This window comes from Streptomyces sp. NPDC045778, assembly GCF_056431945.1.
Genome location: NZ_JBWKJZ010000046.1, coordinates 1 through 26,804, shown reverse-complemented (window position 1 = coordinate 26,804; position 26,804 = coordinate 1). Strand labels below are relative to the sequence as shown.

Annotated in this window: 22 protein-coding genes; 12 read left to right on the top strand and 10 right to left on the bottom strand. The window is 75.0% G+C overall.

Annotated features, from left to right (window positions below; translation table 11 throughout):
- Positions 1-13: 13 nt before the first annotated feature.
- Both solA and AC07GB_RS36375 read left to right on the top strand, forming a co-directional pair.
- A complete protein-coding gene (gene solA, locus AC07GB_RS36380) occupies positions 14-1,192 on the top strand; it encodes an N-methyl-L-tryptophan oxidase (protein ID WP_478853220.1) in 1,179 nt (392 codons plus the stop codon).
- A gap of 10 nt (positions 1,193-1,202) precedes the next feature.
- A complete protein-coding gene (locus AC07GB_RS36375; RefSeq protein WP_478853218.1) occupies positions 1,203-2,318 on the top strand; it encodes an aromatic ring-hydroxylating oxygenase subunit alpha in 1,116 nt (371 codons plus the stop codon).
- A 48-nt stretch (positions 2,319-2,366) separates the two neighbouring features.
- Here AC07GB_RS36375 and AC07GB_RS36370 read toward each other — a convergent pair whose 3' ends face one another.
- From AC07GB_RS36370 to AC07GB_RS36355, 4 genes are all read right to left on the bottom strand, one after another.
- Positions 2,367-7,085 (bottom strand): coiled-coil domain-containing protein, encoded by a 4,719-nt coding sequence (locus AC07GB_RS36370; protein WP_478853216.1) that lies wholly within the window; start codon positions 7,083-7,085, stop codon positions 2,367-2,369.
- A gap of 90 nt (positions 7,086-7,175) precedes the next feature.
- Entirely contained in the window at positions 7,176-8,069 is an 894-nt protein-coding gene (locus AC07GB_RS36365; protein ID WP_478853214.1) for a hypothetical protein, read from the bottom strand.
- A gap of 76 nt (positions 8,070-8,145) precedes the next feature.
- Positions 8,146-9,672 (bottom strand): hypothetical protein, encoded by a 1,527-nt coding sequence (locus tag AC07GB_RS36360; protein ID WP_478853212.1) that lies wholly within the window; start codon positions 9,670-9,672, stop codon positions 8,146-8,148.
- Between the two features lie 93 nt (positions 9,673-9,765).
- Positions 9,766-10,470, bottom strand: a complete 705-nt coding sequence (locus AC07GB_RS36355) for a GntR family transcriptional regulator (RefSeq protein ID WP_478853210.1) — start codon at positions 10,468-10,470, stop codon at positions 9,766-9,768.
- A gap of 234 nt (positions 10,471-10,704) precedes the next feature.
- On the opposite strand from AC07GB_RS36355, the gene AC07GB_RS36350 reads away from it, so the two are divergent.
- The 5 genes from AC07GB_RS36350 to AC07GB_RS36330 all read left to right on the top strand — a co-directional run bounded on the left by AC07GB_RS36350 (position 10,705) and on the right by AC07GB_RS36330 (position 15,136).
- Positions 10,705-12,006: an MFS transporter gene (locus AC07GB_RS36350; protein WP_478853208.1), complete on the top strand. Its 1,302-nt coding sequence runs from the start codon at positions 10,705-10,707 to the stop codon at positions 12,004-12,006.
- On the top strand, positions 12,003-12,770 hold the full coding sequence (locus tag AC07GB_RS36345; protein ID WP_478853206.1) for a putative hydro-lyase: 768 nt from the start codon (positions 12,003-12,005) through the stop codon (positions 12,768-12,770). Before AC07GB_RS36350 ends, AC07GB_RS36345 begins: the two co-directional genes overlap by 4 nt.
- A 67-nt stretch (positions 12,771-12,837) precedes the next feature.
- A complete protein-coding gene (locus tag AC07GB_RS36340; RefSeq protein ID WP_478853204.1) occupies positions 12,838-13,602 on the top strand; it encodes a LamB/YcsF family protein in 765 nt (254 codons plus the stop codon).
- A gap of 23 nt (positions 13,603-13,625) precedes the next feature.
- Positions 13,626-14,240: a 5-oxoprolinase subunit B family protein gene (locus AC07GB_RS36335; protein WP_478853256.1), complete on the top strand. Its 615-nt coding sequence runs from the start codon at positions 13,626-13,628 to the stop codon at positions 14,238-14,240.
- Positions 14,237-15,136, top strand: a complete 900-nt coding sequence (locus tag AC07GB_RS36330) for a 5-oxoprolinase subunit C family protein (RefSeq protein ID WP_478853202.1) — start codon at positions 14,237-14,239, stop codon at positions 15,134-15,136. The genes AC07GB_RS36335 and AC07GB_RS36330 overlap by 4 nt, the downstream gene beginning before the upstream one ends.
- Here AC07GB_RS36330 and AC07GB_RS36325 read toward each other — a convergent pair.
- The 5 genes from AC07GB_RS36325 to AC07GB_RS36305 all read right to left on the bottom strand — a co-directional run bounded on the left by AC07GB_RS36325 (position 15,102) and on the right by AC07GB_RS36305 (position 20,754).
- Positions 15,102-15,959, bottom strand: coding sequence for an SGNH/GDSL hydrolase family protein (locus AC07GB_RS36325; RefSeq protein WP_478853200.1), 858 nt, complete (start codon positions 15,957-15,959; stop codon positions 15,102-15,104). The two genes, AC07GB_RS36330 and AC07GB_RS36325, sit on opposite strands and share 35 nt — an antisense overlap.
- Positions 15,956-17,335 (bottom strand): glycosyltransferase, encoded by a 1,380-nt coding sequence (locus tag AC07GB_RS36320; RefSeq protein ID WP_478853199.1) that lies wholly within the window; start codon positions 17,333-17,335, stop codon positions 15,956-15,958. Before AC07GB_RS36320 ends, AC07GB_RS36325 begins: the two co-directional genes overlap by 4 nt.
- Before the next feature lie 23 nt (positions 17,336-17,358).
- The gene (locus tag AC07GB_RS36315; protein ID WP_478853197.1) at positions 17,359-18,489 is read right to left on the bottom strand and encodes a glycosyltransferase family 4 protein; all 1,131 of its coding nucleotides are present in this window, start codon (positions 18,487-18,489) and stop codon (positions 17,359-17,361) included.
- A 152-nt stretch (positions 18,490-18,641) separates the two neighbouring features.
- Positions 18,642-20,060: a HEAT repeat domain-containing protein gene (locus AC07GB_RS36310; protein ID WP_478853196.1), complete on the bottom strand. Its 1,419-nt coding sequence runs from the start codon at positions 20,058-20,060 to the stop codon at positions 18,642-18,644.
- 301 nt (positions 20,061-20,361) lie between these two features.
- Positions 20,362-20,754, bottom strand: a complete 393-nt coding sequence (locus AC07GB_RS36305; protein WP_478853194.1) for an ankyrin repeat domain-containing protein — start codon at positions 20,752-20,754, stop codon at positions 20,362-20,364.
- A gap of 325 nt (positions 20,755-21,079) precedes the next feature.
- Here AC07GB_RS36305 and AC07GB_RS36300 point away from each other — a divergent pair, with 325 nt between their 5' ends.
- Complete coding sequence (locus AC07GB_RS36300; protein ID WP_030560547.1) at positions 21,080-21,274, top strand: hypothetical protein; 195 nt, start codon at positions 21,080-21,082, stop codon at positions 21,272-21,274.
- 37 nt (positions 21,275-21,311) lie between these two features.
- A complete protein-coding gene (locus AC07GB_RS36295; RefSeq protein WP_478853192.1) occupies positions 21,312-22,889 on the top strand; it encodes a hypothetical protein in 1,578 nt (525 codons plus the stop codon).
- 12 nt (positions 22,890-22,901) lie between these two features.
- Here the strand turns inward: AC07GB_RS36295 and AC07GB_RS36290 are convergent, their stop codons facing one another.
- Complete coding sequence (locus tag AC07GB_RS36290) at positions 22,902-24,398, bottom strand: SCO1417 family PLP biosynthesis transcription factor (protein ID WP_478853190.1); 1,497 nt, start codon at positions 24,396-24,398, stop codon at positions 22,902-22,904.
- 154 nt (positions 24,399-24,552) lie between these two features.
- Here AC07GB_RS36290 and yczE point away from each other — a divergent pair, with 154 nt between their 5' ends.
- The 3 genes from yczE to AC07GB_RS36275 all read left to right on the top strand — a co-directional run bounded on the left by yczE (position 24,553) and on the right by AC07GB_RS36275 (position 26,658).
- Positions 24,553-25,215, top strand: coding sequence for a membrane protein YczE (yczE, locus tag AC07GB_RS36285; protein WP_478853188.1), 663 nt, complete (start codon positions 24,553-24,555; stop codon positions 25,213-25,215).
- Positions 25,212-25,979, top strand: coding sequence for a glycerophosphodiester phosphodiesterase family protein (locus AC07GB_RS36280; RefSeq protein ID WP_478853186.1), 768 nt, complete (start codon positions 25,212-25,214; stop codon positions 25,977-25,979). The genes yczE and AC07GB_RS36280 overlap by 4 nt, the downstream gene beginning before the upstream one ends.
- Before the next feature lie 304 nt (positions 25,980-26,283).
- Positions 26,284-26,658: an RNA polymerase-binding protein RbpA gene (locus AC07GB_RS36275; protein ID WP_030360404.1), complete on the top strand. Its 375-nt coding sequence runs from the start codon at positions 26,284-26,286 to the stop codon at positions 26,656-26,658.
- Positions 26,659-26,804: the final 146 nt, after the last annotated feature.

The window sequence follows — 26,804 nt, the reverse complement described above, 5'->3', positions numbered from 1 at the left end:
CTTGGAGACCCGCATGTCCCGCACCACCCCCACGTACGACGTGATCGTGATCGGCCTGGGCGGCATGGGCAGCGCCGCCGCCCACCACCTGTCCGCGCGGGGGGCCCGCGTCCTCGGCCTGGAGAAATTCGGCCCCGTGCACCAGCGCGGCTCCAGCCACGGCGGCTCCCGGGTCACGCGCCAGTCGTACTTCGAGGACCCGGCGTACGTACCGCTGCTGCTGCGCGCGTACGAGCTGTACGAGCAGGTGGAACGGGACACCGGGCGTGAGATCGCCCGCCTCTGCGGTGGAGTGATGGTCGGCAGGCCCGACGGACGCGTGGTCTCCGGGGCGCGGCTCTCGGCCGAGACCTGGGGGCTTCCGCACGAGATGCTCGACGCCCGTGAGATCCGCCGCCGCTTCCCGACGCTCACGCCCCGTGCCGACGAAGTGGCGCTGTTCGAGCGCAGGGCGGGCCTCCTGCGGCCCGAGAACACCGTGGCCGCGCACCTCCAGCTCGCCAACCGGCAGGGCGCCGAGCTGCGCTTCGAGGAGCCGGTCGTCCGGTGGGAGCCCTGCCGAGGCGGCGTACGCGTGCACACGCCCGAGGACACCTACACCGCGGGCCAGTTGGTGATCTGCCCCGGTGCCTGGGCGCCCGAGCTGCTCGCGGACCTCGGGGTGCCGTTCACGATCGAGCGGCAGGTCATGTACTGGTTCCAGCCGACCGGCGGCGTCGGCCCCTTCCTGCCCGAACACCATCCGATCTACGTGTGGGAGGACCCGGAAGGCGTCCAGGTGTACGGCTTCCCCGCGATCGACGGGCCCGACCTCGGCGCGAAGGTCGCCTTCTTCCGCAAGGGTGAGGTCTGCACGCCGGACACCATCGACCGCACGGTCCACCCGCACGAGGCGGCCGCGATGGCCGCCCACATGATCCGGCACATCCCGTTGCTTCCGGGGCGCCTGCTCAAGGCCGCGACCTGCATGTATACAACCACGCCCGACGAGCACTTCGTCATCACCCGGCATCCCGCCCACCCGGAGTCCGTGACGGTGGCCTGCGGGTTCTCCGGGCACGGCTTCAAGTTCGTACCCGTCGTCGGCGAGATCGTCGCCGACCTGGCGCTCGACGGCACCACCGCGCACCCCGTCGAGCTGTTCGATCCGCGCCGGATCACCGGCGCCCTGCCCGCCACGGCGCCCGCCTAGGAGGACCGACGTGACGACCCAGGTGTCCAGGAGCCTCCTCGCGACCCTGCCCGGCCGCTCGTACACCGACCCCGAAGTCTTCGAGCGCGAGCGTGAACGGGTCTTCGAGGCGCTGTGGGTGTGCGCCGCGCGCGCCGCCGACCTCGACAAGCCCGGCGCGTACCGCACCGTCCAGGTCGGCCGCGAGAGCGTCCTGCTCACCCGTGCCCGCGACGGCGGCCTGCGCGCCTTCCTCAACGTCTGCCGCCACCGGGGCGCCCGCCTGTGCGCGGACGACGCGGGCGAGGTGCGGCGCGGCCTCCAGTGCCCGTACCACGCCTGGACGTACGGCCTGGACGGCCGGCTCGTCGCGGCACCGAACCTCACCGGGATGCCCGACGTCGACCGGGCCGCGTACGGCCTGGTGACGGTGGCGCTTCGGGAGTGGCTCGGCTACGCCTGGGTGTGCCTGGCCGACGAGCCGCCGTCCTTCGAGGAGACCGTGGTCGGCGACGTCACCGCGCGCCTCGGCGACCCGACGGCCGTCGAGCGCTACCGCGTCCAGGACCTGGCCCTCGGCCGGCGCGTGCGCTACGACGTGCGCGCCAACTGGAAGCTGATCGTCGAGAACTTCATGGAGTGCTACCACTGCGCCACCATCCACCCCGAACTGACCGACGTCCTGCCGGAGTTCACCGACGGCTACGCCGCGCAGTACTACGTCGGGCACGGCGCGGCCTTCGGCGACGAGGTGCGCGGCTTCACCGTCGACGGCAGCGCGGGCTTCGGGCGCCTCCCGCAGGTCGCCGACGACCAGGACCGCCGCTACTACGCGATCACCGTCAGGCCCACGGTGTTCGTGAACCTCGTACCGGACCACGTGATCGTGCACCGCATGGTCCCGCTCGCCGTGGACCGTACGGTCGTCGAGTGCGACTGGCTGTACGCACCCGACGTCGTGGCCTCCGGGGCCGACCTGTCGAAGTCCGTGGAACTCTTCCACCGGGTCAACGAGCAGGACTTCGCGGCGTGCGAGCGCACCCAGCCCGCGATGAGTTCCCGCGCCTACCGGAACGGCGGGGTGCTCGTGCCGACCGAGCACCACATCGGGGAGTTCCACGACTGGGTGACCCGGCGGCTCGGCTGAGCACCGCGCGCCGTCCGAAGCCCGGGAGGCCGCCGCCCCGTGACGCCCTCAGGGCGTCACGGGCCGCTTGTACATCCGTGTCGCCGTGATCTCCCCGTGCACCGTCTCCTCGGCCGGGGCCTGCTGCTCCTGCGGCAGGCCCGGCCGCAAGTGCTCCTCGACGCTGATGTACTTCAGGCCCGCCCGCAGGTCCGCGTCGTTACGCAAGCGGATGACAAGCGGGAACTCGGCGAGCGCGGTCGTGTCGAACAGGCCGGTGGTGTACAGCAGCTGGACGCCGAGGGCGTCCGACACGGCGCGCTGGAGCTCCAGGAGGTACGTGGCGTTGGCGCGGCCGATGGGGTTGTCGAGGAACAGGGTGCCCGCGTGGCGGTGCTTGTCGCGGCCCCGGTCGTTCGACCGCAGGGCGGCCATCGTGCAGTACAGGGCGATGGCGGCGGTCAGCAGCTGACCACCGGAGAACACGTCGCCCATCTGACCGACGGGGACGCGCTCGGCGCGCAGCACGGCGTCGGGCTTGAGGATCTCCACGGCGATGCCGCGCGGCTCCAGGGCGGCCTGCACTCCCCTGAGCAGCAGGGACATGCCGTCCCTTCGCAGGTCGGAGTTCTTCTTTATGGCCGCGCGGGTGGCGTCGTCGATGACCACGCCGAGGCGCTCCACGAGGGTGGCCTGGTCGGGCTCCTCGAAGCGGATGCGCAGGAATTCCTGGCCCGACCACTCGCCGAGGCCTTCGGGGAGCCGGGACAGGCGCTGGGCGGACCGCAGGGTGGCGAGGGCCGACTCGACGAGGCCGCGCAGCCGGTCGACGATGCTGTCGCGGTTGCGCTCCAGCTGCTCCAGCTCGTCGGTGAGGACGCGCAGGCGGGGCGCGAAGGCGTCCGCCCACTTCTTGGCGTGCTCGGGCAGCGCGGCGGCGGGCAGCTCGCGGATCTGCTGGCGGGCCGGGGTGCGGACCTGTTCGTAGCGGGTGGAGTTGGCGTGCCGGACGAGGACGTCGCTGGCCTCGCGGACGGCTGTCTCGGCGGCGGACAGGTCGGCGGCGCAGCCGCGCAGCGAGCGGCGGGCCTCGGCGGCGGCCTGGCGGGCCTCCTCCAGGGTGCCGGGATACGGCTCGGGCCGCTCCTCCTCGTCGGTGTCGTGGTGCTCGCGCAGCAGGTCGCGCAGGAGCGCGGCCGTCTCGTCGAAGCCCGCGGCGGCGTCATCGGTGGCGCGGTGGGTGTGCAGGAGGGCGGCGTGCGCCTCCTTGGCCCGGGTCAGGGCCTCGCTGTGCGCGGCCAGCTCGCCGGTGGCGGTGCGCAGCAGCGCCTGGGCGTGCTCGGCGTCGGCGGGGGTCAGGTCGTCGGGCAGCTCGGTGTGCGCGTCGCCGTCCTCGGGCGCGTGCCGCTCGGCCTCGCCGCGCAGGCGGCCGAGCTGCTCACTGGCGGCGGACGCGCGGGACTCGATGAGCTGGACCTGCGCCTCCGCGCGCGCGGCGGCGGCCTGCCGGGAGGGGCCGTCGGCGCCGTCGGTGCCTTCGAGGAGCTGGGCGGCGCGGGTGCGCACCTTGTTGCTGAGCCGGTCCAGCTCGGCGAGGGCGGCGGACTCGTCGCTCTCGGCGCGGGCCTGCTCGGCGCGCAGGTCGGCGCCGACGCCGACCTTCTCGTAGAGCTGCGAGGCCGCGCGGTAGGCCTCGCGCAGCGCGGGCAGCGCCGCCTTGGGTGCGTCGTCGTCCAAGGCGTCCGGGGCGTACGGGGCGTCCAGGGCAAGGTCCTCGGGCGCCCCGGCGATCTCGGCGCGCTCGGCGCGCAGCGCGCGGGCGGTGCGGCGGGCGTCGTCGGCGGCGCGCTGCGCGGCACGGCGGTCCTCGTCGGCGGCGCGGGCGCGGTCGAGGCAGGCCTGGGCACGGGCCTCGGACTCCACCGCCTCGTCGGCCAGTTCGCGCAGTTTCGTCTGCCATCCGGCGCGCTCGCGCAGCCGGTACGCGAGGCCCGCGAGCGCGTCGGCGACGCGGCGGGCGCGCTGGGCGGCCTCCTGCCGCTCGTCGCGCACGCGCGCGGCGTCACCCGCGACCTCGTCGGCCTCGGCGCGCGCGGTACGGGCCTCGGTCAGCTCGGTCTCCGCCTCCTCGGCGAAGGCGCGGGCCTCGCGCGCGGCGGCGGCCAGCTCGGCGAGGCGTCCCGCCGGGCAGCCGGAGCGCCAGGACGTGAGCCGGGCGGCCAGCTCCCGGTCCTTGGCCAGGCGCTGGGCGAGCACGCGGATCTCGTCGTCGCGCCGGGTGGCGCGGGCGCGCAGGGCTTGCCGCTCCTCGTCGGCGGCGTGCTCGTCGTGCATGGCCGGGTTCGGAGGTACGAGGAAGACGGCGCAGGCGGACTCCTCCGCCGCGGCTTCGCCCCCCGGGGCCGGGGCGAGGAGGGCGGCGGCCGTGCCGACGGCGACCGTGGAGCGGGGCAGCAGGGCGGCGCCGGAGAGCGCCTCGCGGGCCCGCACATGCGTGTCGGGGTCGGTGATGATGACGCCGTCGACGAGTTCGGGCCGGGCCGCGAGCACGCGCGCGTGGTCGGCGGGGTCGACGGCCTGGGCGAGATAGCGCCAGCCGGGCAGCGCCGGGATGCCGTGCTCGCCGAGGAACTCGACGGTGGCCAGGACGTCGGGGCCGGGCGGAAGCAGACCGCCGTCGCCGAGCGCGCCGAGGATGCGGGCGTCGTCGGCGGCGGCGGTGCGCAGCTCGAACAGCTGCCGCTCGGCGGCGGCCACCCCGTCCTCCAGGAGGGCGCGCAGGTCGTCGGCGCTGCGGTCGAGGTGCTCGGCGGAGAGGGCCGCGTCGGCGCGGCCTTCGTGGTCCGCGGGCGCCTCGTCCTCGGGCGTGCCGCCGGTGGCGTCGGCGGCGGTGGCGCGGCGCGGCTGCGGCACCCCGGCGCCGGGCGCGCCCGCGCTCGCGGGGCCGGGCAGACCGAGGAGTTCCGCGAGCCTCTCGTCGCGCGCGAGGGACTCGGCGGTGCGCCGCTCCGCTTCGTACGCCTGCTCGGCGGCCGTCGCGGCGTCGGCGGCGCGGGCCGCGGTCAGCTCGGCGCGGGCCTCCGCGGCGGCGGCCTCCTTGGCGTGCTCGGCGGCCCTGCGCCCGGCCTCGCGGGCGGTGTCCCAGGCGGCGACCGCGGTCTTCTCCGCGTCGCTCGCGGCGAGGGCGGCGCGCGCCGGGTCGGCGTCGGGCGCGCTGTCGTCGAGCCAGCCCGCGCGGACGGCCTCGGCGGTCTCCTGCTCGACCTCGGCCAGGCGCTGGCGCAGGTGGCCGGTCTCGCTGCGGGCGCGCTGCGCCTCGGTGGCGGCGGCGGTGGCGTCGCGGTGGGCGGCCTCGCCGGTCTCCTGGAGGGTGGCGGAGCGCTCCTCCTCCTCGTTCGCGTGCGCCTCGGCGCCCTCGGCCGCCGTGTGCAGCGCCCGGACGAGGTCGGCGGCGGCCTTGGCGCGGGCGGCGAGCGCGGGGGCCGCGTCCCGCTCGGCCTCACGGATGGCGGCGGCCACGCGCGCGGAGCGGTCGGCGGCCGCCCGGTGGCGCAGGACGGCCTCGGCGGCCTGCCACGCCGCGTGCAGGGTGCGGGCGTCGGCCAGCTCGCGGCGCTGGGCGGTGGCGGCCTTCTCGGCGACGGTGAGCGCCAGGGAGGCGTGCCGGTAGGCCAGTTCGGCGGAGATGAGCGCGGAGCGCTCGCGGGCCTGCTCGGCCGAGGTGACGGTGTGCGCGGCGGCCGTGACCTGCTCGGCGAGGTCGGCGGCGCGGCCACGCTCCTCGACGGCGCGGGTGGACAGGCGCCGGGCGAGGGTGCGGGTGCGCCGCTCGGCGCCCGCGTGCACGTCACGCGCGCGTGCCCGGGTCTCGGCGGCCTCGACGATGCGGCCGAGCAGGTCGACGGAGCCCGCGGTGAAGTCCCGCTCGGCGATCAGCTCGGCGCGGCGGCCCAGTTTGTTGCCGAAGCCGTGGACGAGGTCGGCGAGGCCGTCCGTGTCGCGCGTGTCCGTGACGGCGCGCAGCAGCAGGTCGGTGAAGTCGGAGTCCTTCTTGACGGCGAACAGGCCCGCGGCCTCGCCCTCGTCGGCGTTCATCTCGCGCTGGTAGCGGAAGAGTTCGGGGTCGAGGCCGAGGTCACCGAGGTGTTCGTTCCACCGGTCGTGGATCTCCTCCCAGTGGACTTCGAGGTGCGGGTACGCCTTGCCCGCCTCCGTCAGGGCGTCCCGGAAGCCCTTCATGGTGCGGCGGCGGCCCTGCGCGGCCGACGCGCCCTCGGCTGCGGGCCTGACGGCGGTGGACTCGGCCACGGGCAGCGAGTCCAGGCTCATGCCGGGGCCCGGCCGGAACGAGTACCAGGCCTCGGCGAACTTCCGCGGGTCGTTCGAGACCTGGCGGCCGCGCCACTCGCTGACCTTGCCGACGACGACGCACTCGCCGGTCAGGGTGTGCTGCCACTCCAGGGCGACGTGGCCGCAGTCGTCGGCCAGCAGGAACTTGCGCAGGACGCCGGAGCTGGCGCCGCCCAGGGTGTTGCGGTGGCCCGGCAGCATCACCGAGAAGATCAGCTTGAGCAGGACCGACTTGCCGCCGCCGTTCTCCAGGAAGAGCACGCCGGCGGGCGCGGGCCTGCGCGGCGGGCCGACCGGCTCGTCCTCGAAGAACTCCGCCTGCGCGGGCGCGGGGTCGGGCACCACGTCGCCGACGCCCCGCAGGTCGAGGACGGTGTCGGCGTAGCGGGCACCGGCAGGTCCGATGGAGTAGAGGCGGACCCGGGACAGCTCGTACATGGCGGCGGACTCTCGTCGTAAGTCGGTGACTCGTGCGGAACGGCGGGGCGTCGGGGCGGGGCTCCCGGCGGTGGGGCCCGCCCCGGAGGGTCAGGAGTGGAACGGCAGGCCCGCGTCGGCCACCAGCTCCAGGTCTTCGGTGTCGTCGGGGGGCAGGAGCGTCGCCGAGCCGTCCGTGACGGGGACGACGCCCAGCTCCAGGAGTTCGGCCATGGCGGCGCTGCCCGCCATGTCGCGCACCTGGAGCTGATAGCGCGCTGTCGTGCGGTAGGTCCCGCCGGAGTCGTCGCCGGTGCGCTGGAGGAAGCCGGAGTCGGTGAGGAACGCGACGGCCTTGCCGACGATGCCGGTGGTCGATCCGGCCAGCCTGCGCGCGTCCTTGGTGGCGCCGGTGGAGCTGCGCCGGGCCCAGACGCGCCAGGCGGCCTCGAGCGCCGGGGCGCTGGTGGCCGGGTCGGTGTTCTCGCCCTGCTCCTCGGCGCGCTCCTCCAGGCGGCGGCAGGCCTGGCGGACGAACGCGTCGACTCCGTTGACGGTGACGCGGCCGATGTAGCCGTCGTCGGCGAGGTCCTCGGGGCGGGGGAAGGCCATGGCGGCGACGGCGAGGTGGGCGAGGCCGTGCAGGAAGCGGTCGGTGGCGTCGGCGGCGGCACGCCGGGCGTAGTCGCCCATGCGGACGGCGAACACGGAGTCCTCGGCGGCGGTGACCGCCATCCCCGCGCGCGGGGACACCTCCAGGACGACGAGGCCGAGTCCGGTGGCGACGGCGTCGGCCAGGCGCGCGAAGGCCGGGTCCTCGCGGTAGCGGCGCAGCAGGTCGCCGTACTCCTGGTCGCGGGCGGGCTGGAGCTTGGGCTGGAGCCCGAAGGCGACGAGCCGGGCCGCGTCGGCGGCGTCGGCCGGGGTGACGGCCGTGGGGGCGGCCGGGGCGGGGGCGGAGTCCGGCTCGCCCCACGCGGCGTGCTCTGCGGGGTGGTCGGTCACGGCTGCGGCTCCTCGCGGGGGTGGGTCGGTCGTACGTCTCCTGGGGTGCCCGGGGCGGTGCCGCGGGCCCGGGGGGTCACGCCGCCTCCGTACGGTCGGCGGCCATGCCTGCGGCGTCGAGCAGGGCCGTGCCGACGACGAGGTCGGCGCCGCCGAACTCGGGGTCGTCCAGGTCCGTGCCGTCGTCCACGGCGAAGAGGAGCTGCTCCTCGCCCTGGCGGTAGGCGGTGCCCACCGGCGGGCTCGCCGCGTGCACGGCGAGCAGGGCGACCAGATACGGCAGGTCGGGGTCGCGGCGGCGGGCGTCGGCGAGCAGCCCGGAGAGCCTGCGCGGCGCGTCCGGCGGCAGGGCGAGCAGCTCCATGGCACTGGCCAGCTGCTCCTCGCTGAAGCGGCTGTCGTCGGGGGTGGCGATGAGGTCGGGCTCGGGCATCTCGGCGCCCAGGTGCTCGCGCTCCATCGGCGGGGTCAGGAGTATGTCGACGAGGTCGCCGACGCGGACGGACACGGGGGTGCGCAGGCCCGTGCCGTGCGCGAAGAAGGCGTCCGTGACCCGGGTGGCCTGCTCGACGGGGAGGGGGAGCACGGGGGCGACGAGCTGGCCGTACAGGTCCAGGCCGGTGCGGGCGGCGGGCGTGGCGAAGGCCTGCCGGTCCTGCTCGGCGCGGAACAGGGGGCCCGCTTCGAGGAGCCGGGACTGGAGCTGGGTGTGGCGGCGGATGCAGTCCTTGACGATGTCGACCAGCTCGGCGGCGCGGCGCTTCTGCTCGGGGTCCTCGGACTCGTCGCGGGCCTTGCGGATGTTCGTCAGGATCGCGTTCTCGTGGCGGTAGCGGTCGGCCACGTGGTCGAGGGCCTCGGCGATCATGTCGGGGACGGCGCGCAGCCAGTCCACCGCGCGGACGTTGCGCCGGGTGGCGTCGAGGGCCTTGCGGAGCGTCTCCGAGTACTGCACCGTGCGGTAGCGCGCCTGCTCGGCGGCGAGCTGGGCGTCGGCGAGGCGGCCCCTGCTGATGAGCACCTCCAGCTTCACCTCGGCGGCGATCTGGGCGCTGGTGACGTCCGTGTCGAGGGCCCCGACCAGGACGTTCACGGCCTCGTCGGTGGTGCGGAGGTAGACGCCGCCGCCGTATCCGGGGACTTCCTCGATGAGTTTGAAGTCGTAGTCCCTGCGGACGTACGTCCCGTCGGGGTCGAAGGTGCCGTAGACCGCGCGGAAGCCGCGGTCCACGCTGCCGACGTTGATCAGGTTCTCCAGGACCCAGCGGGCGACGCGCTCGTGCTCGGCGGCCGGGCGGCGCGGGGCCTGGGCGGCGACGCGGGGCAGCAGGCGGGCGACGATCTGCTCGTGGTCGGCGCCCGTGTCGAAGTCCATGTTCAGCGTGACGAGGTCGATGGCGGACAGGGCCACCTCCGCCATCGCGTACACCGAGTACTCCCCCGCGAGGTTGGCCTTGCGGGCGTCCAGGTCGTGCAGCGGCGCCGTGCACGCGAGCGCGCGCAGGCGCCGCGCCAGGCCCTCGTCGGCGGCCGGGCCCGGCGCGGGCCGCGGCCCCGCGCTGAGCTGGGGCGGAGCGGTGTCCGATACGGCAGGCGAAGTCACGGTGCACAGACTAGGTCCTCGGTCTGACAACGGTCGAAACGACGCAGATGCACCGCGCGGGGCCGGGCTCCGGCGCCGGGCCCGCGGCCCGCCTCAGCGCGCGCCGAGCCCGCCCTCCGCGACCCGTCGCGCGTAGGTGTCGACCAGGCCGCGCCGGGAGTCGTCCAGGTAGGCGGCGAGCAGCCGCTCGGCCTCGGGCCCGGCGCCGGTCTGGAGGGCCTCCAGGAGCTGCCGGTTGCGGGCGAGGTAGGGCTCGTGCAGGCGGCGCGGGTCGTCCACCACGTGGAAGGCGAGGCGCAGTTCGGCGAAGACGCTGCGCATCAACTCGTCGGTGCGGTCGCTGCCGGCGAGCGCGACCAGTTCGCGGTGGAAGTGGATGTTGGCGGTGGACACGCCCTTCCAGTCCCGCGCGCGGGCGGCCGCCTCGCCCTCGGCGACCGCGTCGGCGAGTCCGTCCACGGCGTACGGCGGCTGTCCGAGGCCGCGGACGACGGCGCACTCGACCAGGGTGCGGATGCGGTAGATGTCCTCGACGTCGTCGACGGTCAGGACCCGTACGAACACGCCCCGGTTGAGTTCGTGGACGAGGAGCCGCTCGTGGGTGAGCAGCCGGAAGGCCTCGCGCAGGGTGTTGCGGGAGACGCCGAGCGCACCGCCGATGCTGTCTTCGGAGAGGCGCGTTCCAGGGGGGAAGTACCCCTCGGCGATGCGGCTCCGCAGGATGTCCGCGACGCGCTCGGCGGTGCTGGTGCGGCCCAGCAGCGCGCGGTCGTCGGCGAGACCCGTCAGTTCAGCCATGCTCAGCGATCCCCTCAGCCATGCCGGGATTCAACCGCAGAGACAAGAACGAGACAACACGGGTATTGAGGGATCGTTGAACAATCCTCTACGTTGTCCGGCAGACGGCTCCCGCTCCCCGCCGGGCGCCGTCATGCTCGGCCCGTCACCAGCACCCGCGGCGCTTCCGGACCCCCTTCGGCACCGCTCATCACCAGCAGCCTCCAGCACCGCCAACCCCTCTGCGAGGTGCCCATGAGCACGACCCCACCGCCCTCCCCGATATCCGTCGACGGCCTCCGGGGCGAGGCCCGGCCTCCCGACGACGACGGCGCGTTCGGCTGGCTGCGTGCGCTCGGGCCGCGCGGCCGCCGTGCCTTCACCGGCGCCTTCGGCGGATACGCGCTCGACTCCTACGACTACTTCACGCTGCCGCTGACGATGGTCGCCCTCAAGGCGTACTTCGACCTGAACAGCGGCCAGACCGGCCTGCTCACCACCGTCACGCTGGTCGTCTCCGCGGTGGGCGGCGCCGTCGCGGGCGTCGTCGCCGACCGCATCGGCCGCGTGAAGGCCCTGATGATCACGGTGGTCACCTACGCGGTGTTCACCGTCGCCTGCGGCTTCGCGCCCAACTACGAGACCCTACTGGTCTTCCGCGCCCTCCAAGGCCTCGGCTTCGGCGGCGAGTGGGCCGTCGGCGCCATCCTGGTCGCCGAGTACGCGAGCGCCAAGAACCGCGGCCGCACGCTCGGCGCGATCCAGAGCGCCTGGGCCGTGGGCTGGGGCCTCGCCGCGATCGTGTACACCCTGGTCTTCCAGTTCCTGGACGACGACATCGCCTGGCGCGTGATGTTCTGGACGGGCGCCCTGCCCGCGCTGCTCGTGGTCTACGTACGCCGCAACGTCCACGACGCCCCGGAGGCCGCCGCCGCGCGCGAGAAGAGCGCCGACAAGGGCTCCTTCACAGCCATCTTCCGGCCGGACCTGCTGCGCGTCACGTTCTTCGCGGTCCTGCTGTCGACCGGCGTCCAGGGCGGCTACTACACGCTCGCCACCTGGGTGCCCACCTACCTCAAGGACGACCGCGGCCTCACAGTCGTCGGCACCGGCGGGTACCTCACGTTCCTGATCACCGGTGCCTTCCTCGGCTATCTGACCGGCGGGTACCTCACCGACAAGCTGGGCCGCAAGCGCAACATCACCCTGTTCGCCTTCCTCTCCGCGGCCAGCATCGTCGCCTACACGAACATCCCCGACGGCGCCAACGGCCTTCTCCTTGTGCTCGGTTTCCCGCTGGGCTTCTGCATGTCGGCCATCTTCAGCGGCTTCGGTTCGTTCCTCAGCGAGCTGTACCCGGCCGCCGTCCGCGGCACCGGACAGGGCTTCACGTACAACACCGGGCGCGCGATCGGGGCCGTGTTCCCCACCACGGTGGGCTTCCTGGCGGACAGCTGGGGCACGGGCGGCGCGCTGATCTTCGGCGCGTTCGGGTACGCGCTCGCCGTCGTCGCCCTGCTCGGGCTTCCCGAGACGCGCGGCAGGGAGCTGCTGTGACCCCCGCGGAGGCACGCGGGAGGTTCCGGGCGGGCCTGAGCGTCCCGACGGCGGGCTTGGCCCCGGGGCACACCCAGGCGAACCTGATCGCCGTCCCCGCCGACTGGGCGTACGAGATGCTGCTGTTCTGCCAGCGCAACCCGAAGCCCTGCCCGGTCCTGGACGTCACCGAGGCGGGCTCCTGGACCACGCCGCTCGCCCCGGGGGCCGACCTGCGCACGGACCTGCCGAGCTACCGCGTGTGGGAGCACGGCGAACTCGTCGACGAGCCCGCCGACGTGCTCGCGCACTGGCGCGACGACCTGGTGGCGTTCCTCATCGGGTGCAGCTTCACCTTCGAGTGGTCCCTCGCTGCGGCGGGCGTGCCGCTGCGCCACATCGAGCAGGGCCGCAACGTCTCCATGTACGTCACCGACCGCCCGTGCAGGCCCGCGGGGCGCCTGAAGGGACCCATGGTGGTCTCCATGCGCCCGGTCCCGCCCGCGCACCTGGCCGCGGCGATCAGGGAGAGTGCCCTGCTGCCCGCCGTGCACGGCTCCCCCGTCCACTGCGGGGACCCGGCCGGGCTCGGCATCGCCGACCTCGGCAAGCCCGACTTCGGCGACCCGGTGGACGCCGAGCCCGACGACATCCCGGTCTTCTGGGCGTGCGGGGTCACGCCGCAGGCCGCCGTGATGGCCTCCCGGCCGCCGTTCGCGCTCACGCACGCGCCGGGCCGGATGTTCCTCACCGACGCGCGCGACGACCAGTACCGCGTGGCCTGACCCGCAGCGGCACGCACGGTGCCCACGCGCGCGTGGGCACGCGACAACGACAGGAGCGAGTACGTTCATGACCTGGGCCTCGATCGACCTCAACGCCGACCTCGGCGAGGGCTTCGGACGCTGGCGGCTCACCGACGACGAGGAGCTGCTGTCCGTGGTCACCAGCGCCAACGTGGCGTGCGGCTTCCACGCGGGCGACGCGGCCACCATGCGGCGCGTGTGCGACCGCGCGGCCGAGCGGGGCGTGCGGATCGGCGCCCAGGTCTCGTACCGCGACCTGGCGGGCTTCGGGCGGCGCGCGATGGACGTGCCGTCCCCGGAGCTGGCGGCCGAAGTGGCCTACCAGATCGGCGCCTTGGAGGTGTTCGCCCGGGCGGCGGGCGCGCGCGTGGCGTACGTGAAGCCGCATGGCGCGCTCTACAACCGGGTGGTCCACGACGCCGAGCAGGCAGCGGCCGTCGTGGACGGGGTGCTGCTCGCCGGCGACCGCCTTCCGGTGCTCGGCCTGCCCGGATCGCGCTTCCTGGAGTCGGCGGAGAAGGCCGGACTCCCCGTCGTCACCGAGGCGTTCGCGGACCGCGCGTACACCGACGAGGGCACCCTGGTGCCGCGCGGCACGGACGGCGCCGTCATCACCGAGGCGGACACGGTCGTCGAGCGGTCCGTCGGGATCGCCCGGTCCGCCTCCGTGACCGCGCACAGCGGACAGCGCATCCCGGTCCGCGCGCGCTCCTTGTGCCTGCACGGCGACACACCGGGAGCGGTGGGGCTCGCCCGGCAGGTCCGCGCGCGCCTGGAGGCGGCGGGCGTCCGGGTGGAGGCGTTCGCGTGAGCCTTTCCCGCGCGCGACCGCGCATGACCGTGCTGCCGATGGGCGAGCGGGCGCTGCTCGTCGAGCTGCCCGACGGCAACACGGCCGAGGCCCTGCACGCCGAGCTGCTGCGCCGCCGTGCCGCCGGTGAGCTGTCGGTGCGGGAGATCGTCCCGGCGGCCCGCACGGTGCTCCTGGACGGCCTGGACGCCCCCGAGCGGCTCGCCGCCCGCCTGCCCTCCTGGGAGATCCCGCCCGTGCCCCCGCGCGCGGAGGACGTACTCGAACTCCCCGTGCGCTACGACGGCCCCGACCTGGCGGACGTCGCCGCCCTGTGGGGGGTGCCGGTGCGGGAGGTGCCGCGGATCCACGCGGCGGCCGAGTTCCGCGTGGCCTTCTGCGGGTTCGCCCCCGGCTTCGGCTATCTGACGGGTCTCGCCGGACTGCCCGACGTGCCGCGCAGGGCCACGCCGCGCACGGCGGTGCCCGCGGGCTCGGTGGGCCTCGCCGGGCCGTACACGGGCGTGTACCCCCGTGCCTCGCCCGGCGGCTGGCAGCTGATCGGCACCACGGAGGCCGTGCTGTGGGACCACGCGCGCGTACCGGCCGCGCTCCTGACACCGGGTGTGCGGGTCCGCTTCGTCCCGGAGGCCCGATGACCGACCGGGCCTTCGCCGTCGTACGGGCCGGGGCGCTCACCACCGTGCAGGACGAGGGGCGGCCCGGCCACGCCCACCTCGGGGTGCCCCTCTCCGGAGCCCTCGACCGGCCGGCCGCCGCGCTCGTGAACCGTCTCGTCGGCAACCCTCCCGAAGCGGCCGTCCTGGAGACCACCCTCAACGGCTGCGCGGTGCGGCCCCGCTGCGCGGTCACCGTCGCGGTGGGCGGCGCGCCGTGCCCGGTGACGGTGGACGGCAGGCCCGCCCCCTGGGGGATGCCGGTGCGGGTGCCCGCCGGGGCGCTGCTCGACGTGGGAACCGCTGTCTCCGGAGTACGCGCGTACCTCGCGCTGAGCGGTGGTGTCACCGTCGAGCCGGTGCTCGGCAGCCGCTCCACCGACCTGCTCTCGGGCCTCGGACCACCGCCCCTCGCCGACGGGGCGGTCCTCCCCCTGGGGGAGACGGGATCGGCTCACGCGCGCGTGGACGTCGTCCCGCACCCGGCACCGCCGGGCGAGCTGGTGCTGCGCCTGACGGCCGGGCCGCGTACGGACTGGTTCACGCCCGAGGCACTGCGGACCCTCACCACGCGCGCGTACCGGGTGTCGTCGGCGAGCAACCGCATCGGCCTGCGCACCGAGGGGCCGCCGCTGGAGCGGGCGGTGAGCGGGGAGTTGCCCAGCGAGGGCATGGTGCTCGGTGCGGTCCAAGTGCCCCCGGACGGCAGGCCCGTGGTGTTCCTCGCCGATCATCCGACCACGGGCGGCTATCCGGTGGTGGGCGTGGTGCGGGGAGCGGACCTGGCGGGCGCGGCGCAGGCGGTGCCGGGGACGCGGGTGCGGTTCGTGGCCACCGGGGCGCTCACGCCGCCTCCGCCCTGCTCTTGGCGACCGTGAGCCCCGTGAGCGCCGCCGCGACCGAGTGCGCGGCCCGTACGTCCAGGCCGCCGCTGGTGCCGCACAGCCCGTGGCGCACCTCCGCCGCGGCCAGGGCGATGAGCTGGGGCAGCAGGTCGGCGCAGCGCCGGGCGACCCATCCGGTGCCCGCCGTGGCCAGCCACCACAGGCTCGCCGAGCGGGTGGGCGGCGGCAGTTCGGGCTCGTGCCCCGGCGCGGGCCCGACGGCCAGGCCCTCGGCGGCGAGCAGGGCGTGGCAGCGGGCGGCGAACACCCGGTGGCCGCGCTCGCCGGGATGCAGCCGGTCCGCGCTCCACAGGGTGCGGTCGGCCACCCACTCCTGGTCGGCGGCGTGCAGGTGCAGCGCGCCGTGGCGGTCCGACAGCGCGTGCACCACGGCGTTCACGGCACGCTGCCGCCGGGCCAGGGGACGGCCGAGGGCGCCGGGGAGCCCGAGCATCGCCCCGGGGTCGGGCAGGCAGGCGGTGAGCAGGGCGGCGCCGCGCCCGGCCACCGCGCCGTAGACCTCGTCGAGGCGCGCGGCCACGGCCGCCAGGTCGAAGGTGCGGCGCAGCGTGTCGTTGACGCCCACGACGACGGACACGAGGCCGGGGCGCAGGGCCAGCGCCGCGGGTGTCTGGCGGTGCAGGACGTCCCAGGTCCGGGCGCCGTTCACGGCCAGGTTGTGGAACTCCACGGGCCGCTCCGGCGAGCCGATGCCGGCGGCGAGCAGGGCCGCCCAGCCCCGCCAGGCGCCGTCCACAGGGTCACCCACGCCCGCGGTGAGCGAGTCCCCCAGGGCCACGTAGGTGAACGTGCTCATCCGCCACCGCCGCGCCCCGGCAGGGCCACCGCGCCCGGGGCCTCCCGCGCCACGTCGGCGCCACCGCCGCGCCCCGGCAGGGCCACCGCGCCCGGGGTCTCCCGTGCCACGTCGGCACCGGCGTCGTGCGCCGCCAGGAACGCCGCTACCGCGGTGTCCCACCCGAAGCCCTCCGCACGCGCGCGTGCGCGCTGTCGCCGGTCGCGCTCGGGCCTGGCGAGCACCGTCCCGACCGCGTCCGCGAACGCGTCCGCCGTGTCGGCGGCCACCGCGCCCGCCCCGCCCACGATCTCCGGCAGCGCGGACGAGGCGCTGGCCACCACGGGCGTGCCGCACGCGAGCGCCTCGAGCGCGGCGAGCCCGAACGTCTCGCACGGCCCCGGCGCCAGGCACACGTCGGCGGTGGCCTGGAGCGCGCCGAGCGCGGTGCGGTCGGCGACGTGCCCCAGAAAGGTCACCGGCAACCGCCGCTCCCGGGCGCGCTGTTCGAGGCGCGCCCGCAGCGGCCCGTCCCCGGCGACGACGAGCACCGCGGGCACGCCACGCGCCCGCAGCCCCGCCAGGGCGTCGAGCGCCCTCCCGGGCCGTTTCTCCACCGAGAGCCGGGAGCACAGCAGGAGCAGCACGTCGCCCCCACGCGCGTGGGCGGCGCGCAGGCGGGCGTCCCGCAGCCCCGGGTGCCACTCCCGCAGATCGACCCCCAGGGGAGCCCGTACGACGTTGCTCGCCCCTACCCGGACGAATTCGCGTGCGGCCCACTCGGTGGTGCACACCACGCGCGCGTAGGCGTACGCGGTACGGGAGTTCAGCGAGTCGGCGGCCCGCCGGGCCAGGCGCGGCGGCAGCCCCCAGGTGCGCATCACGGCGCCGGCGGCCTCGTGGGAGACCATCACGGCGGGCACCCGGGCGCGGCGCGCCCACGCGCCGGTCCAGCGGAGCGTCGTACGGTCCGACACTTCGAGGCGGTCGGGGGCCAGGCGCTCCAAGACGCGGGTCACCCCCCGCCGGTCGGCGAGGACGCGGTAGCCACCCGTGCCGGGCAGTTCGGGCCCGGGCACCGTCACGACGAGGCCCTGTTCGGTGTCGGCCACCGAGGCGCGTTCCCCGGGGACGATCAGGACGGGCTCGTGCCCGGCGCCCCGGTAGCCCCTGCCCAGCTCGCGCAGGGCGGTGCGGAGGCCGCCCGAGGAGGGCGTCACGAAGTTGGCGAGGCGCACGATGCGAAGGGGGCCCGTGTGTCGCACGGACAGCGACTTGGGCTGTCCGGTGGCCGTGCGGGGGCGTGGCACGAGGGCGAGGCCTTTCCGTCGCACGAGCCTCGGCCCCGCCGCCTCGTTCCCGGCGCCTGTTCCGGCGCCCGGCTGCGCGTCCGCCATGCCCCGTGTTCCCGTTTCCGGCGTCATGCCGCCACCGCCGTCCGCTCCACGAGCACCTCTTCGTAGTGCTCGACGAGTTGGTCCCCGACGGCGTTCCAGGTCCGTCCCTCGACCGCGGCGCGTCCTGCGGCGCCGTACGCCGCCCGCAGGCCGGGATCGGCGGCCATGGCCCAGACGGCATCGCGCACGGCCTCGGCGTCGCCCGGCGGGACGAGGCTCCCGGTGCGACCGGGGAGGACCAGGTCGAGCGGTCCTCCCACCGCGGGCGCGACCACCGGGACACCACTGGCCATGGCCTCCTGCACGGTCTGGCAGAACGTCTCCAGGGGCCCGGTGTGCACGAAGACGTCCAAGGAGGCGAAGATCCGGGCGAGTTCGTCGCCGGTACGCCGCCCGAGCAGCAGCGCGCCCGGCAGCGCCGCGCGCAGCGCGGCCTCGCTCGGTCCGTCGCCCACCACGACCACGCGCACCCCGTCGAGGCCGCACACCCGCGCCAAGAGTTCGACGCGCTTCTCCGGGGCGAGCCGTCCGACGTAGCCGACGAGGAGTTCGCCGCCGGGGGCCAGCTCGCGCCGCAGCGCCTCGTCGCGCAGCGACGGGTGGAAGCGGCCGGTGTCCACGCCGCGCGGCCACAGGCGGACGCGCGGAACGCCGTGGGCCACCAGGGCGGCGCGGGCGGCGGAGGACGGCGCGAGGGTGCGGTCGGCGGCGGCGTGCACGCCCCGGATGCGCCGCCACGCGGTGGCCTCGCCCATGCCCATGTACGTGCGCGCGTAGCCGCCGATGTCGGTCTGGTAGACGGCGACGGTGGGGATGCGTCGGCGGGTCGCGGCGGTCATGCCCCGGGCGCCGAGCACGAACGGGCTGGCGAGGTGGACGAGTTCGGCCCGGTGCGCGCTCAGCGCCGCGGCCAGGCGGCGGCTGGGCAGCGCCACCCTGACCTGCGGGTATCCGGGCAACGGCACGGAGGGCACGCGGACGACGGGGCACGGCGCGCAGCCCTCGGGCCCGGACTCGGCCCCGGGCACGGTGGCCGGGGCGACGACGAGGGGGTCGTGGCCGCGGGCGACGAGCTGCCGCGCGGTCTGGAAGGCGCAGTGCGACACGCCGTTGACGTCGGGCGGGAAGGACTCGGTGACGATGACGACACGCATACCGGTGTTGTCGTCAGATGGGGCGTGCCCACGTCAACGTGGATCTTTCCTGGCGAGGAACGTCCCATGAGCGTTCCGCTCCGCGCGCGGCGACGGCCTTCCGGGCCGGACGGTCCCGCTCGGCACCGGGCCCGTCGCCGCGCGCAGGACTCTCACACGGCGGGCGCGTCCGGCCCGATGCGGTTGCGCACCGCGGACTGGACCTCGTCCTCCTCGGCGGGGTCGGTGGCGAGCCTCCTGAGCTGGGCGGCGACGCGCGCGTCGCCGGTCTCCGCGTGCCGGGCCGCGACCTCGCGGGTGGACTCCTCGCAGTCCCAGAGGCACTCGACGGCGAAGCCCGCGGCGAAGGAGGGGTCCGTGGCGGCGAGCGCGCGGGCGGCGCGGCCACGGAGATGGGAGGAGGCGGTCTCGCGGTAGACGTGGCGCAGGACGGGCGCCGCGCAGCCGATGCCGAGGCGTCCCGCGCCGTCGACGAGCGGCCACAGCGTCGGCGCGTCCGGGCCCTGGCCGCGCACGGCCTCGCGCAGCGCGCCGAGCACCAGCTGGCTGTCCTCCGCGCCGCCCCGGCAGGCGAGCACGCGCCCTGCGGCGGCGCCGAGCGCGTCGGGGCGCCCGGCCCACTGCCGGGCCCGCTGCACGGCGGCCACGGAGCGCATCCGCTCGAAGGTCTCGGCGGCGATGTCCACGACGACGGACGACGCGCTCCGCACCGCCTCCTCGATGAGGTCGAGTACGTCGGGGTCGTGCGCGTCGGCGAGATAGCGCAGGGCGGTGCCGCGCGCCCCGTCCGCGCCGTGCCGCGCCGCGGCGATGATCTCGGCCCGGTCCTCGGGCCCGGCGACGGCGCCCAGGCAGCGGGCCGCGGGCACGTGCAGCGCCGCGCCGCGATCGAGCCCTTCCTGGGCCCAGTCGAGCACGGCCCGGACGCTCCAGCCGGGGCGCGGCCCCGAGGGTTCCAGCTGGCGCTGCCAGCGGTCGAAGGAGCCGCGCTCCTGGGCGGCGCGCACCCGGGCGCCGATCTCCGGGCGCGGATCCTCGGCCCACAGCCGCCACGGCCGCGGTTCGAAGGCGTCGCGGACGGCGACGGTGAGGGCGGCCTCGCCCTCGGGGTCGGCGGGGAAGCGGGCGAGCACGGGCCCGGCGAGGGCGCGCAGGGCCGCGTCGTCGTCGCGCAGGGCCAGCTCGTCCAGGGCCCAGGCCCAGTTGCTGCCGTACTCCGCGTACCGGCGCAGCATGCGCAGGGCGTCCAGGCGGTCGTAGGAGGCCAGGTGACCGAGCACCGAGAGCGCGAGGCCGGTGCGCGAGTCGTCCGTGACCAGGGCGTCCTCGGGGTCGAAGAGGTGGCGCTCGACCGCGTCGAGCTCGCCGTTCAGGTCCAGATACAGGCGGGCGTAGTACAGGGAGCGGTTCTCCACCTGCCAGTCGTGCCGGGGGTCGTTGAGCACACAGTGGTCGAGGGCGGCGAGCGCCTCGGCCCGTGGTGCGGTGAGCGCGTGCAGGGTGCCGTCGCCGCGGCCCCTCTGCAACAGGCCGAGCAGCGTACCGCTGGGCGCTATGACCGGTTCGAACATGGGAAACAGCCTCACATCAAGCGTCGACGCAACCGGGAATCCGCATTACCTGGCCGTGCGCCAACACGTCGGGCCGCCCGCCGTCTCTTGCTTGTCGAAGACCATTTTCCTCTGCCTTTCGTCGGTGGCCCGGGGGGATACCGGACCCCAGGTCCGGGTTCGGGCCGATCACGGGCCACGCGCTGCGGCAACATCTGCCCCGACGTCATGTCCGTGAATCACGTCGTCATGATGACCCAGCGGTTCCACCCGCCGCGACCACATTTCCGGCGCCCCCCGCGCACCAGGTCGGCTACCCCGGTCAGGCGGCCCCGAACAGCGTGAGCAGCTCGACCTTGTCGAACATCCGTGCGGTGTCAATCGCCGACGGGGTGCCCGCCGCCGGATCGGCGCCTCCGTCGACCAGCGCCCTGACGACGTCGTCCGCACCCTTGAAGACGGCGCCCGCGAGCGGCGTCTGCCCCCGGTCGTTGGCACGGTCGACGTCCGCGCCACGCTCGACGAGGGTGCGTACCGCCGACGCGTGGCCGTGATACGCGGCGAGCATGAGGAGCGAGTCGCCGCTGTCGTTGGTCAGGTTCACCGGGACGCCCGCGTCGACGTACGCGGCGAGGGCGTCGGTGTCGCCGGCGCGCGCCAGATCGAAGATCTTGCCCGCCAGCTCCACGACCTCGGGGTCGAGGGCTTCACCCATGGTGGTGCCCGCCTTTCGTGATGCGCGTGGGCCGGGCCCCAGCGCGTGCTGGGGCCCGGATGGTTCCCGGCTGCGCAGCCGTGCAGCCGTACGAGTGAATCGACAGGGTACTGCCCGTCACGGCACATGACCGACCGCGTCCGCGGCAAAGATCACCGCGGGCGCGGCCGACCGCCCGCCCCTCACCCCGTACGGCCCGGCGACCCGCCGCCGTTCAGGGGAAATATCCAGAATTTCCCCCATTTGCACCCGTTCTCGTATGGATACATGCTGTGAGCCTGGAAGTACTGATGGTGACTGTCCCCCCGCAATCAGGAGAACTCTCATGGTCCTGTCCATCTCCGGAGTCGTGCTGCTCGGCATCATCGTCTTCCTGTTCTTCCGCAAGGACGGACTCAAGGCCTCCCACGCCCTGGTCTGCGCCCTGTTCGGCTTCTTCCTCGCGGGCACCGCCATCGCGCCGAGCATCAAGGCGGGCAGCGCGAGCCTCGCGAGCCTGCTCGGCGGGATCAAGTTCTGACGGCTGAGCCCCTCACCACCACCTCGAGGAGACCGACGTGGCCCGGCGCCCTCTCCCCCGCATCCTGAGCACCGGCACCGCCCAGATCGCCCGGGGCCGGGAGCACATCGCGCGCAGCCGCGAGCTGGCCCGGTCGGCCGCCGACAGCGCCACCGACGTCCTGCACCCGCTGATCACCATCACCCGAGGGCTGCGCCGCCTCGCCGGAGCCGGGCGGCGCAAGTGGTCCGCGACCCCCAAGGACCGGCGGGGGCCGCTGCTGTTCCTCGTCGCCTCGGTGATCCTCGTGGTGGCCCTCATCCCCTACGGACCGCTGCTCGCCGTCATCTGCCTGATGGCGGCGGCCGCCTGGAAGGGCCGCGAGCGCACCGTCCCCGCGCCCGCAGGCCCGGACGAGGCGCAGGCACAGCGCCTGCAGTCCCTCTACGAGGCGCTGGTGCCGTACTTCTCCGTCCCGGAGGACCCCAGCCCGCTGTTCACGCACGGCGGCGAGTGGGAGAAGGCCTTCCCCGCGTACGAGTTCGACGACACGGGCCGCGTGTCCCACCTCGTGGTGCGCTATCCCGCGTACTTCACCGACGGCGAGACCGAGTCCCGCGCGCGGATCGAGCAGTTGCTGCACGCCAAGTCGGGCCGCGGGCGCGAGTACCACTTCGAGTGGGACGAGGAGGGCAACGCCCTCACCGTGGACGTGCTCCCGCCGCTGCCCACCGACATCGCCGCCCAGCGGTTCGTCACCGCTCCCGGCGAGACCGTCCTCGGCTTCACCGACCCGACCTCGGTCCAGCGCACGCTGCCCGTGGCCGACGGCGACGCGCGGCGCGACGTGCCGCCCGTCGTGTGGCGCACCGGGCCCCGCTCGACCGAGCCGCACCTGCTCGCCGTCGGCCAGCCGGGCAGCGGCACCACCACGCTGCTCCGCTCGATCGCCCTCCAGGCCCTCCGGCACGGCGACGTCGTCATCGTCGAGGGCAGCGGCACCGGCGACTACGCGTGCCTCACCGGGCGCGAGGGCGTCCTGGCCGTCGAGTGCGGCCTCGCCGGAGCCCTCGCGAGCCTGGAGTGGGCGGCGCACGAGACGGAGCGGCGGCTCATCGCCGCCAACCGCGCCCGGCAGGCGGGCCAGCCGCCGCCCGAGGACACCAGGCGCCCGCTGTGGATCCTCCTCGACCGCCCGAGCACGCTCGGCCACCTGGCCGAGGCCGACGGGCACCGGGACCCCCAGGCCCTGCTCCAGGTGCCCCTGCGGCACGGCCGGGCGGCGGGCGTCACCGTCGTCGTCGCCGACCAGCTCGACAGCGTGGACACCCTCAGCGACGCGGTGCGGCAGCACACCCGCGCGCGCGTGGTGCTCGGCCCCGCCACCCCCGACCAGCTGGAGCGGTTCCTCGGAGCGGCGCCGCACACGACCCCCACGGCCGACGTCCCGGCGGGCCGCGGCTACGCCCGGCTCGGCACGGGTCCGGTGCACCGCCTCCAGGTCCCCGCCACCCCGGACCCGTACGACGACGCGACGAGCGACGCGCACCGGCGGGCGGTCCTCGAACTGCTTCCGGGACGTTCGACCCCCGCGGACGCGGCCCTCACGGCAGCGCCCGCCGCCGCGGAGGGATGAGGCGCGGGGCCCTCACGCCACGAACGACTGCGGCGCCTGCATCCCCCCGCCCGCCCCCTTCTCCACCAGGCGGGCCGCCGCCGCGAGCCGTACCGCCGCCTCGTCCGCGACCGCTCCCCCGACGGTGAACGGCAGCCGTACATAGCCCTCGAAGGCGCCGTCCACGCCGAAGCGGGGCCCGGACGGCACGCGGACGCCGACGCGCTCGCCGACCTCGGCGAGGCGCGAGCCGGACAGGCCGCCGGTACGCACCCACAGGGTCAGGCCGCCGTGCGGCACCTCGAACTCCCAGTCGGGCAGCTCCCGGCGCACCGCGGCGACCAGAGCGTCGCGGTTGTCGCGGGCCTGGGCCCTGCGCACGTCCACGGCCTCGCGCCAGCCGCCGGTGCTCAGGAGCCAGTTGACGGCCAGCTGCTCCAGGACGGGCGTGCCCAGGTCGGCGTACGCGCGCGCCGCCACCAGGCTGCGGATCACGTCGGGCGCGGCCCGCACCCAGCCGATGCGCATGCCCGCCCAGAAGGCCTTGCTGGCGGAGCCGACGGTGATGACGGTGGCGCCCGCGGGGTCGAAGCCGCAGACGGGGCGGGGCATCTCGACGTCGTCCAGGGCGAGTTCGCTCATGGTCTCGTCGACGACGAGGACGGTGCCCGCCGAGCGTGCCGCGTCCACGAGCTTGCGGCGCTGGTCCTCGTCGGCGAGGGCGCCGGTGGGGTTGTGGAAGTCCGCGACGACGTACGCGAGGCGCGGCGCGGCGTCGCGCAGCACCTGCCGCCAGCGGTCCAGGTCCCAGCCGCGCAGCCCCTCGGCCATCGCGACGGGCACGAGGCGGGCGCCCGCCTCGCGCATCAGCTGGAGGATGTTGGCGTACGAGGGCGACTCGACGGCGATGCGCTCGCCGCGGCCCGCGAAGAGGTGACAGATCGCGTCGATGGCGCCCATGGCGCCGGTGGTGACCATGATCTGTTCCGGCATGGTCGGGATCCCGCGCGCGGTGTAGCGCTCGGCCAGCATGGCGCGCAGGGCAGGCAGGCCCGCCGGGTAGTCGCCGTGGGTGTGGGCGTACGGAGGCAGCTCCTCCAGGGCGCCCTGCACGGCGCGGGTGAGCCAGGGTTCCGGGGCGGGCAGGGCGGCGCAGCCCAGGTCGATCATCGAGCCGACGGCTTCGGGCGGCAGGGGTTCGAGCCCGCGCGCGGGGAGCGGGTTCCCGGCCGGGACGGCGGTCCAGCTGCCGGCTCCCCTGCGGGACTCCAGGAACCCCTCGGTGCGCAGCGCCTCGTAGGCTGCGGCGACCGTGGTGCGGCTCACGGAGAGCGCGACGGCGAGTTCCCGCTCGGCGGGCAGGCGGGCGGCCACGGGGATGCGTCCCTCTAGGACGAGGAGCCTGATGCCGTCGGCGAGGGCGCGGTAGGCGGGCGGGCGGCGCGTGCCCGCCCCCGCCGGACGCGCCTGCTGGGAGGTGAGCAGCCGGGCGAGCTGGGTCGAGCCCACCGCCGATGTCCACTGAGCCATGATCCCAGTCCACCTTCATCGAATTGGCCATGGTTGGCGCCTTGCGCCAAGCCACAGAGTGTCATGAGTCAGGCCACTACCACCACGGGGGTACCTCTTGTCCAGGCAGCATCCAGATCCGTCCGCCCCGGCGCCCGCGCGCCGGGGCCGGTCCGTGCCCAGGCTGCCGGGCGGCGGCCACCTCTCCCGGCGCCTCGTGCAGCTGTACGCGGGCCTGGTCCTGTACGGCGCGAGTTCGGCGCTGCTCGTGCGCGCGGGCCTCGGCCTGGAGCCGTGGAACGTGCTGCACCAGGGCCTGGCCGAGCGGACCGGCCTGTCCATCGGCGCCGTGACGATCTTCGTGGGTGCCGCGGTACTGCTGCTGTGGATCCCGCTGCGGCAGCGGCCGGGCCTCGGCACGGTGTCGAACGTCTTCGTGGTGGGCCTGGCGATGGACGGCGCGCTCGCGCTCATCCCGGACGCGCACGGCCTTGGTGTCCAGATCCCGCTGACGGCGGCGGGCATCGTCCTCAACGGCGTGGCGACCGGCCTCTACATCGCTGCGAAGTTCGGAGCGGGCCCCCGGGACGGCCTGATGACGGGTCTGCACGAGCGCACCGGCCGCTCGATCCGGCTGATGCGCACGCTGGTGGAGGTGGCGGTGGTCGTGACGGGCTTCGCGCTCGGCGGCACCCTCGGCGTGGGCACCGTCGTGTACGCCGTGACGATCGGACCGCTCGCCCAGTTCTTCCTGCGTCTCTTCAGCCTCCCCGCGTCGCCCCCCAGGGGCGTGGTGGCCGTCGGCGCGCCGATGGAGGAGGCGATACTGCCTCGGTGACCACGCGCGTACGCCATCCGTACCTCGACCATCCGGGGCCGCTCGCCTTCGCCCACCGAGGGGGCGCGGCCGAGGGCCTGGAGAACACCGCCGTGGCGTTCCGGCGCGCCGTCGACCAGGGCTACCGCTACCTGGAGACCGATGTGCACGCCACGGCGGACGGCCGGCTCGTGGCGTTCCACGACGCCACGCTCGACCGGGTCACGGACGGCACCGGCGTGATCGCGCGGCTGCCGTGGCGCGAGGTGCGCCACGCGCGCGTGGCGGGACGTGAGCCGGTGCCGCTCTTCGAGGACCTTCTGGAGGCGTTTCCCGAGGCGCGCTGGAACGTGGACGTGAAGGCCGAGCCCGCGCTCGTGCCGCTGCTCGACCTGGTCGAGCGGGCCTCGGCGTGGGGCCGGGTCTGCGTCGGCTCGTTCTCCGAGGCGCGGGTGGCGCGGGCCCAGCGGCTCGCGGGCCCGCGCCTGGCGACGTCGTACGGCACGCGCGGCGTCCTGGCGCTGCGCTTGCGCTCCCTGGGGGTCCCGGCGCTCCCACGGGTGTCGGCGGTGTGCGCGCAGGTGCCCGAGACGCAGTCGGGCGTCCGGGTGGTCGACCACCGCTTCGTGCGCGCCGCCCACGCGCGCGGGCTCCAGGTGCACGTGTGGACGGTCAACGACGCGGCCCGTATGCACGCGCTGCTCGACCTGGGGGTCGACGGCATCATGACGGACGACACACAGACGCTGCGTGACGTCCTCAAGGACCGGGGTACATGGGTGTGACCGCCTGCCGCGCAGGGCGCGGACCTGCCGATTCCGGGCCTGATTTAGCAACGAGGCGCGAAGGCCGGTAGTGTACGCCTTTGGCCTGCCAGGCGGACCGTTACTGCGTGCTGAGTTTTCAGCAACGCTGGGTGACATCTGTTGTCAGATGTGACAAACCGGGCGTCGGTGGGTACAACAAGGGGCGGCATACGACGGCGACGCATGACCCGGTACGGGAATCTTTACCGCCGACCGGACGTTGTCCGGATGACGACGACAGCGACACCTGTCCTGTGGGCGACAAGCCCGGGAGGCACGATTCATGAGTGAGCGAGCTCTTCGCGGCACGCGCCTCGTGGTGACCAGCTACGAGACCGACCGCGGCATCGACCTGGCCCCGCGCCAGGCCGTGGAGTACGCATGCCAGAACGGACATCGATTTGAGATGCCGTTCTCGGTCGAGGCGGAGATCCCGCCGGAGTGGGAGTGCAAGGTCTGCGGGGCCCAGGCACTTCTCGTGGACGGCGACGGACCGGAGGAGAAGAAGGGCAAGCCCGCGCGCACGCACTGGGACATGCTCATGGAGCGCCGCACTCGAGAAGAACTCGAGGAGGTCCTTGAGGAGCGCCTGGCGGTCCTCAGGTCCGGCGCGATGAACATCGCGGTGCACCCGCGTGACAGCCGCAAGTCCGCGTAAGCGCACGGCGGTTCAGTAATAGCGACGAGGGCCGGGGGGGGGGGGGGGGGAGAGGGCCGGGGCCCGTCCCTTTCCCTCTTGGGCTCACAGCAATGGGTATGTCGAGGGAGGGGGGGGGTGCCTGTCAGTTCCCAGACCGGAAGCGG